The 6,878-nt window shown below is 71.5% G+C and carries 5 protein-coding genes and 1 pseudogene; 4 read left to right on the top strand and 2 right to left on the bottom strand.

What is annotated here, in order from left to right:
* Both BG452_RS26885 and BG452_RS26880 read right to left on the bottom strand, forming a co-directional pair.
* Positions 1 to 272: pseudogene (locus BG452_RS26885) on the bottom strand (hypothetical protein); the annotation flags it as partial.
* Between the two features lie 138 nt (positions 273 to 410).
* Positions 411 to 1,520, bottom strand: a complete 1,110-nt coding sequence (locus BG452_RS26880; RefSeq protein WP_317621244.1) for an iron-siderophore ABC transporter substrate-binding protein — start codon at positions 1,518 to 1,520, stop codon at positions 411 to 413.
* Between the two features lie 224 nt (positions 1,521 to 1,744).
* Between BG452_RS26880 and BG452_RS26875 the strand changes: the two genes are divergently transcribed.
* The 4 genes from BG452_RS26875 to BG452_RS26860 all read left to right on the top strand — a co-directional run bounded on the left by BG452_RS26875 (position 1,745) and on the right by BG452_RS26860 (position 6,474).
* Positions 1,745 to 3,316, top strand: coding sequence for an APC family permease (locus BG452_RS26875; RefSeq protein ID WP_188306939.1), 1,572 nt, complete (start codon positions 1,745 to 1,747; stop codon positions 3,314 to 3,316).
* Between the two features lie 177 nt (positions 3,317 to 3,493).
* Complete coding sequence (trpS, locus tag BG452_RS26870) at positions 3,494 to 4,594, top strand: tryptophan--tRNA ligase (RefSeq protein WP_188306938.1); 1,101 nt, start codon at positions 3,494 to 3,496, stop codon at positions 4,592 to 4,594.
* A gap of 145 nt (positions 4,595 to 4,739) precedes the next feature.
* Entirely contained in the window at positions 4,740 to 5,720 is a 981-nt protein-coding gene (locus BG452_RS26865) for an LD-carboxypeptidase (protein WP_188306937.1), read from the top strand.
* A gap of 79 nt (positions 5,721 to 5,799) precedes the next feature.
* Positions 5,800 to 6,474: a nucleoside/nucleotide kinase family protein gene (locus tag BG452_RS26860; RefSeq protein ID WP_188306936.1), complete on the top strand. Its 675-nt coding sequence runs from the start codon at positions 5,800 to 5,802 to the stop codon at positions 6,472 to 6,474.
* Positions 6,475 to 6,878 lie beyond the last annotated feature (404 nt).

The following is a 6,878-nucleotide window of genomic DNA, read 5'->3' as shown; positions in this document are numbered from 1 at the left end:
GTCGCGCGGAGCCGGGCCGCCGTCGCGTCGCCAGCGGCGTGGCGGAGCTGTGCCTCGACGTCCTCCGGGGTGCGCGGCTGCGGCACCGAGTCGTGGCGGGCCGGGGCGCCTTCGGCCGCGGCGGCGATGGAGCAGATCGGCGCCGCCGGAGCGGGGGGTCCGGGCCGTCCCGGCGGGGCTGGCGTCCCGTCGGCCGGGGGCGGGGTACCGGCGCCGCCTCCGGGCGGGCCGGGCAGGGCGGGGTCGGTGGAGCTGGGGTGGAGCGAGGTCATCGGCGGGCCCTTCGGGGGACGGTCCCGACGATCCTCCCGCACCGCGCGATCAGCTCCAAGCGTCATTCCCGGGCGTGTGCGCGCGAGTACGGAGTGATCGTCGGCGGACCGGCGGCGCTCCCTACCAGGCGTATCGGCTCAACTGCCGGGCGCGACGAAGCCCTTGAGGTCGGCGAGTACCGCGTTGGCCGCCGTGACGCCGAGCCCGAGGAACCAGGTCTCGTCCGAAACCGGCCGGGCCTGACCGGACTTGACCGCGCCGAGCGTCTTCCAGAGTGCGCCCCCGAGCACCGCGTCCTGGTTGGTCGAACTGGGGCTGCCGTACACGCCGTAGAAGATCCAGTCGGCGTCGGCCTTGTCGATCTGCTCCGGGCTGACCTCCACCGCGAGTTCCCTGACCTGCTCGATCGCGGGCTGCGGCAGCGGCACGTCGGTGAGGACGGTGCCGATGAAGGAGAGCTCGGCGTAGAGCCTGGTGCGGCCCGGCATGAAGCGCAGCGGCGTGATGGTGGGCCGCTTGCCGCCGAGTCCGGTGCCGATCGCGGTGGCGGTCGCCTGGTAGGCGTCGAGCTGCGCCTTGGCCTCGGCCTGCAGGCCGAACGGGCTGGCGTTGAGCAGGAAGTTCTGCTTCCAGGGGTAGCCGGGGCGCAGCGAGAAGACGGTGGGCGCGATCTTCGACAGCTGGGCGTACTGGTCCTGGGCGCGCAGCTGACTGCCGAGGATCAGGTCGGGCTTGAGTGCGGCGATCGCCTCCAGGTTGAGGCTGTTGATGGTGCCGACGGCGGCCGGGTTGCCGGCCTTGTCCTTGAGGTAGGAGGGCAGCGACTTGGAACCGTCGGTGTGGACGACGCCGACCGGCTGGATGCCGAGCGAGACGACGTTGTCGAGTTCGCCGGTGTCCAGCACCACGACCCGGGTGGGCTTGGCGGGGATGACGGTCTCGCCCATGGCGTGCTTGACGGTGCGCGGGTAGACGCCGGGGGCGGCGTCGGTGCCGAAGTCCTTCATCTTCTCGATGACGGTGGCGTAGTCGTCGCCACCCTGCTTGACCGACTTCTGGTCGGGCGAGCCGCCGCCCGGCTTCGTACCGCCACTGCCGCCGCTGCTTCCAGTGCCGCCCGAGCTGCCGCAGGCGGTGAGGAGTCCGCCGAGGCCGAGCACGGCGGCGCCGGTCACCCCGGCGGTGAGGAAGCGGCGGCGGGTGGGGGTGCGGCGGGCGGGGGTCGGGCCGTCGGAGTCGGGGGCCACGCGACGCTCCTTCACGGGTCGGGACCGGGCGATCGAGGTTAGGTGAGGCAAACCTATCTTGCTGCCTGCTGTACCTCTCGTACAGGGGTGCTCGCCGGGGAGTCAAAAGTCATCGTAAGTGCATAAAATCACCAAGAGTTGGTCTATTCAACCTTCCGCATCCGCCTTAGAGTGCGCTGGTGTTTGATCAGCAGCTCTCAGAGCACACAAGCAGCGGCCGGGCAATGGCGCCCGGCGCTCCGCAGGGTGCCCCGGTCAGTGGCACCAGTGGTGGCGTCCCCGAATCGGGGACGGCTGGGGGAGCGGGGGACAAGGGCCTGCGGGGCAACTCGGTCGGCCTGCTGGGCAGCGTGGTGCTGGGCGTCTCGACGGTCGCCCCGGTCTACTGCCTGACCGCGACGCTCGGGCCGACGGTCACAGCGGTCGGCGTCCGGATGCCGGCCGTGTTCCTGGCCGGCTTCCTGCCGATGCTGCTCGTCGCGTTCGCGTACAAGGAGCTGAACAAGGACTTCCCGGACTGCGGAACGTCCTTCACCTGGACGGTCAAGGCCTTCGGCCCCCGGGTCGGCTGGATGGCGGGCTGGGGGCTGACCGTCGCGACCATCATCGTGCTCTCCAACCTGGCCGGGGTCGCGACGAACTTCCTCTACCTGATGCTCGGTGAGATGACCGGCAGCGACTGGATCGCCGGACTCGACCAGAACAAGGCCGTCCACCTGCTCACCGTGGTTCTGCTCATCGCCGGTGCCACCGCGATGAGTTACCGCGGGATGACGGCCACCAAGTGGTTCCAGTACGGCCTGGTCGGCCTCCAACTGGCCGTGCTGCTGCTCTTCTCGGCCATCGCGATCGGCAAGGCTGCCACCGGCGGGCTGCCCGACTCGATCGGCTTCTCCTTCTCCTGGCTCAACCCGCTCCAGGTCGGCTCGTTCAGCGCGTTCACCGCCGGACTGTCGCTGTCGATCTTCATGTACTGGGGCTGGGACACCTGCCTCACCATGAACGAGGAGACCCTCGGCAGCGCCAGGACCCCGGGCCGGGCCGCGATGATCTCCATGGTCACCCTGGTCGGCTCGTACCTGCTGGTCGCGATCGCGGCCCAGATGTTCGCGGGCGTCGGCAGCACCGGCAACGGCCTCGGCAACCCGGAGACCGCCGACAACGTCTTCGCCGCGCTCGCCCGCCCGGTGCTGGGCTCGCCGTGGAGCATCCTGCTGTTCCTGGCCGTCGTCGCCAGCGCCGCCGCGAGCCTGCAGACCACCTTCATCCCGGTGGCCCGCACCCTGCTCGCGATGAGCGCCTACCGCGCCGTGCCGCCGCACTTCGGCGCCGTCCACCCGCGCTTCCGCACCCCGGGCTACGCCACCGTCGCGGCCGGTGCGGCCACCGCCGTGTTCTACGTCGGCATGAGCCTGATCAGCGAGAACGTCGTCCAGGACACCATCCTGGCGCTCGGTCTGATGATCTGCTTCTACTACGCCCTCACCGCGTTCTCCTGCGCCTGGTACTTCCGCCGCTCGCTCCGCGGCAGCCTCCGCGACCTGCTGCTCAAGGGCGCCGCCCCACTGCTCGGCGGCCTTCTGCTCAGCGCCGTCTTCCTGCAGACCCTCACCGACGCGTGGTCCCCCGACTACGGCAGCGGCGCGCTGTTCGGCATCGGCTCGGTGTTCGTGATCGGCGTCGGCATCCTGCTGCTCGGCGCCGGCCTGATGACCTGGTACGGCCTGGTCCGCCCCGAGTTCTTCCGCGGCGAGACGCTGCGCAAGGACACCCCCGCCCTGGTGGTGGAGGACTGACGCTATCGTGGGAGCCATGAAGCGCTTCGTGGGCCTGTGCTGGTGGCCGTCCTAGGACGGCCACCACACTCGCCTGACCAGGGCCGTCCGGGATGGACGGCCCTGTCGCGTTTCCCCACGGGACGGGCCCCGCGCCCCGGACGGCCGCCACCACCGCCGTACCGAGGGAGAAACCCGATGACCGCCAGCACCTCCGAGCTGACCACGTCCGACCTGGACGCCCCCGGCCTGAACGCCTCAGAGTCGACCAGCCCCGTCCTGACGGCCGCCGACCTGATCGCCGACCCGGGCGCCCACCGCGTCCTCACCGGCGACCGCCCCACCGGCCCGCTCCACCTCGGCCACTACTTCGGCACCCTGCGCAACCGGGTCCGTCTCCAGGACCAGGGCGTCGAGATGTTCGTCCTGGTCGCCGACTACCAGGTCATCACCGACCGCGACATCGCCGACCGGCTCGCCGAGCACACCGAGAACCTCGTCCTCGACTACCTCGCCGCCGGCCTCGACCCCGACCGGGCCACGATCTTCGCCCACAGCGCCGTCCCCGCCCTCAACCAGCTGCTGCTGCCCTTCCTCAGCCTGGTGAGCGTCGCCGAACTGAGCCGCAACCCCACCGTCAAGGACGAGATCGCCCATTCCAGCCAGGCCGCCGTCAACGGACTGATGTTCACCTATCCCGTGCACCAGGCCGCCGACATCCTGTTCTGCAAGGCCGACCTCGTCCCGGTCGGCCTGGACCAGCTGCCCCACCTCGAAGTCGCCCGCACCGTCGCCCGCCGCTTCAACGAGCGCTACCTGCACGCCGACGGCAGCGCCGTCTTCCCCCGCCCCCGGGCGCTGCTCTCCGACGCCCCGATGCTGCTCGGCACCGACGGCGGCAAGATGAGCAAGAGCCGCGGCAACGCCGTCGCCCTCGGCGCCGACGAGGACGAGACCGCCCGGATCATCCGCGGCGCGAAGACCGACGCCGACCGCCGCATCACCTACGACCCGACCGCCCGCCCCGAGGTCTCCGGCCTCGTCCTGCTCGCCGCGCTCTGTCAGGACCGCCTCCCGGAGGAGATCGCCGAGGAGATCGGCGACGGTGGCGCGGCTGCCCTCAAGCGCACCGTCATCGAGTCGGTCAACGAGCACTTCCGTCCGCTGCGCGCCCGCCGCGCCGACCTCGCCGCCGACCGCGGCCACCTGCGGCAGGTCCTTCGCGCCGGCGCCGAACGCGCCAACGCCATCGCCGACGCCACCCTCGCCGAGGTGCGGGAGGTGATGGGCGCGATCTGAAGGGCCCTCAACCCGCACGGACCCACCGCGGTCCGCCCGTCCACGGACATCGGCCGGTCGACCGGCGGGCATATCGTCACCGGGCGGCCTCGACCACACCCCGAGGCCGCCCACAGCCCCGCCCCTTCCCCGAAAGGCCCGGTCCATGGACCAGCACCCCACCACGCCCGGCCAGGGACTGACCCGCCCGCCGCAGCTGCGCCCCGGCGACCACATCGCCGTCGTCGCCCCCAGCGGCCCGATCGACCCCCAGCGGCTCACCGCCGGCTGCGCGCTCCTCCGCTCCTGGGGCCTGCGCGTCACCGTCGCCCCGCACGTGCTCGACACCCACCCCGCCCTCGGCTACCTGGCCGGCCCCGACGTCGACCGCGCCGCCGACATCCAGGACGCCTGGCTCGACCCCACCGTCGACGCCGTCATCTGCGCCCGCGGCGGCTACGGCGTCCACCGGATCGTCGACCTGCTCGACTGGACCGCGATGCGCGCCGCCCGGCCCAAGCCCTTCATCGGCTTCAGCGACGTCAGCTCCCTGCACGAGGCCTTCGCCCAGCGCCTCGGACTCGCCACCCTCTACGGGCCGATGGCCGCCGCCTCCTCCTTCATCGAGGACGGACCCACCGCAGAACACCTGCGCCGGACCCTCTTCGACCCCGCCGCCACCACCGTCCTCACCTCGCCCACCGCCGGCGCGCTCGTCCCCGGCCGCGCCCACGGCGTCACCGCCGGAGGATGCGTCCACGTCCTCGCCGCCGAGCGCGGCACCCCCGCCGCCCGCCCCTCCTACAGGGGCAGCATCCTGGTCCTCGAGGACGTGAACGAGCACCCGTACCAGCTCGACCGCCTGCTCACCCAGTTCCTGCGCTCCGGCGCCCTCGACGGCGTGGCCGGCATAGCCCTCGGCTCCTGGGAGGGCTGCGGACGGCCCGAGCGGGTCCGTGACGTGATGCTCGACCGCCTCGGCGGGCTCGGCGTGCCCGTGCTCTGGGAACTGGGCTTCGGCCACTGCCCGTCCACCCTCACCGTCCCGCTCGGCGTCCCCGCCGTGCTCGACGCGGACGCCGGCACCCTCACCTTGGATCAGCCCGCCCTCGTCCCCGTTTCGGTCCCCGCTCCCGTCCGCGCCTGAGCCTGAGTGCGTGAGTGTCCGAGTCCGAGTCCGAGCCTGGGCCCGCCGTCGGGCCCGGGCCAGTGAGTAGGGTGCGGCCATGAACGAGGACCGCCTCACCGCCCTTGCCCTCGGACTCCTCCGCGGCCCGGGCAGCAACGCCCGTACGATCCTCGGACTTGTCGGCCCGCCCGGAGCCGGCAAGTCCACCCTCGCCCGCCACCTCGTCGCCGCGGTCGAACGCGTCGAAGGCCCCGGCACGGCCGCGTACCTCCCGCTCGACGGCTTCCACCTCTCGGCCGCCCAGCTCGACCGCCTCGGACTGACCCACCGCAAGGGCGCCCCGGCCACCTTCGACGCCCACGGCTACGTCGCCCTGCTGCGCCGGGTCGCCGCCGACCGCTTCCAGGACATCTACGTCCCCGACTTCGACCGCACCCTGGACGAACCGGTCGCCGCCCGCCACGTCGTCCGCCCGCACACCCGCCTGGTCATCACCGAGGGCAACTACCTCGCCGCCGCGGACGCCCCCTGGCCGGACGCCCGCCGACTGCTGCGCGAACTCTGGTACGTCGACACCGACGACACCGTCCGCGAGCACCGCCTGCTCCGCCGCCACCGCGATGGCGGCCGGGACGAGGCCACCGCGCTGCGCTGGGTCACTGGCAACGATCACCCCAACGGCGAGTACGTGAAGCAGGGCCGTGCGATCTGCACCCGGACCGTCCCCGGGACCGGTTTGCCCCAGGCGCCGGAGAGGGGTAGTGTTTCCTAGTCGCTCGACAGGGAGCACCGGACACGCATTGGCGCGGACGGTCCCGGAGCGGCCAATCCCTTGAAACACCACTTCCGGTTCGTGCCGGTCGTTTCGCTTTTCGCGTGGCGGCTCGGTGCTTATTCGGCGTGCGCCTTTTATCGGATTGCAGCTGGATTCGCTTTTCGGAGCGGGGTTCGGCTAGAGTTTGAAACGTCGGACAGGGCGTCAAGCCCCGGAAGACACCGGCGAGTTGGATGAACGAAGCCCCGGAAACGGAGCGGAAAACATCTGATAAGCTGGGAACACGAAAGAACGAAGCGCCCGGAGGGCCCGCTGGAAGGCGGCTCGAAGGAAGTGTCCGTTCCTTGAGAACTCAACAGCGTGCCAAAAGTCAACGCCAGATATGTTGACATCCCCGGCCT

This window comes from Streptomyces sp. CBMA123, from assembly GCF_014596465.1.
In the GTDB taxonomy this organism is placed as follows: Bacteria; Actinomycetota; Actinomycetes; order Streptomycetales; family Streptomycetaceae; genus Kitasatospora.
Note: the sequence above shows the minus strand (reverse complement) of the source record. Positions and strands in the feature narration are given on the sequence as shown.

Bases quoted from the DNA above. Each gene is read 5' to 3' on its own strand.
- BG452_RS26875 (WP_188306939.1), top strand. From the start codon at position 1,745: ATGGCGCCCGGCGCTCCGCAGGGTGCCCCGGTCAGTGGCACCAGTGGT.
- trpS (WP_188306938.1), top strand. From the start codon at position 3,494: ATGACCGCCAGCACCTCCGAGCTGACCACGTCCGACCTGGACGCCCCC.
- BG452_RS26865 (WP_188306937.1), top strand. From the start codon at position 4,740: ATGGACCAGCACCCCACCACGCCCGGCCAGGGACTGACCCGCCCGCCG.
- BG452_RS26860 (WP_188306936.1), top strand. From the start codon at position 5,800: ATGAACGAGGACCGCCTCACCGCCCTTGCCCTCGGACTCCTCCGCGGC.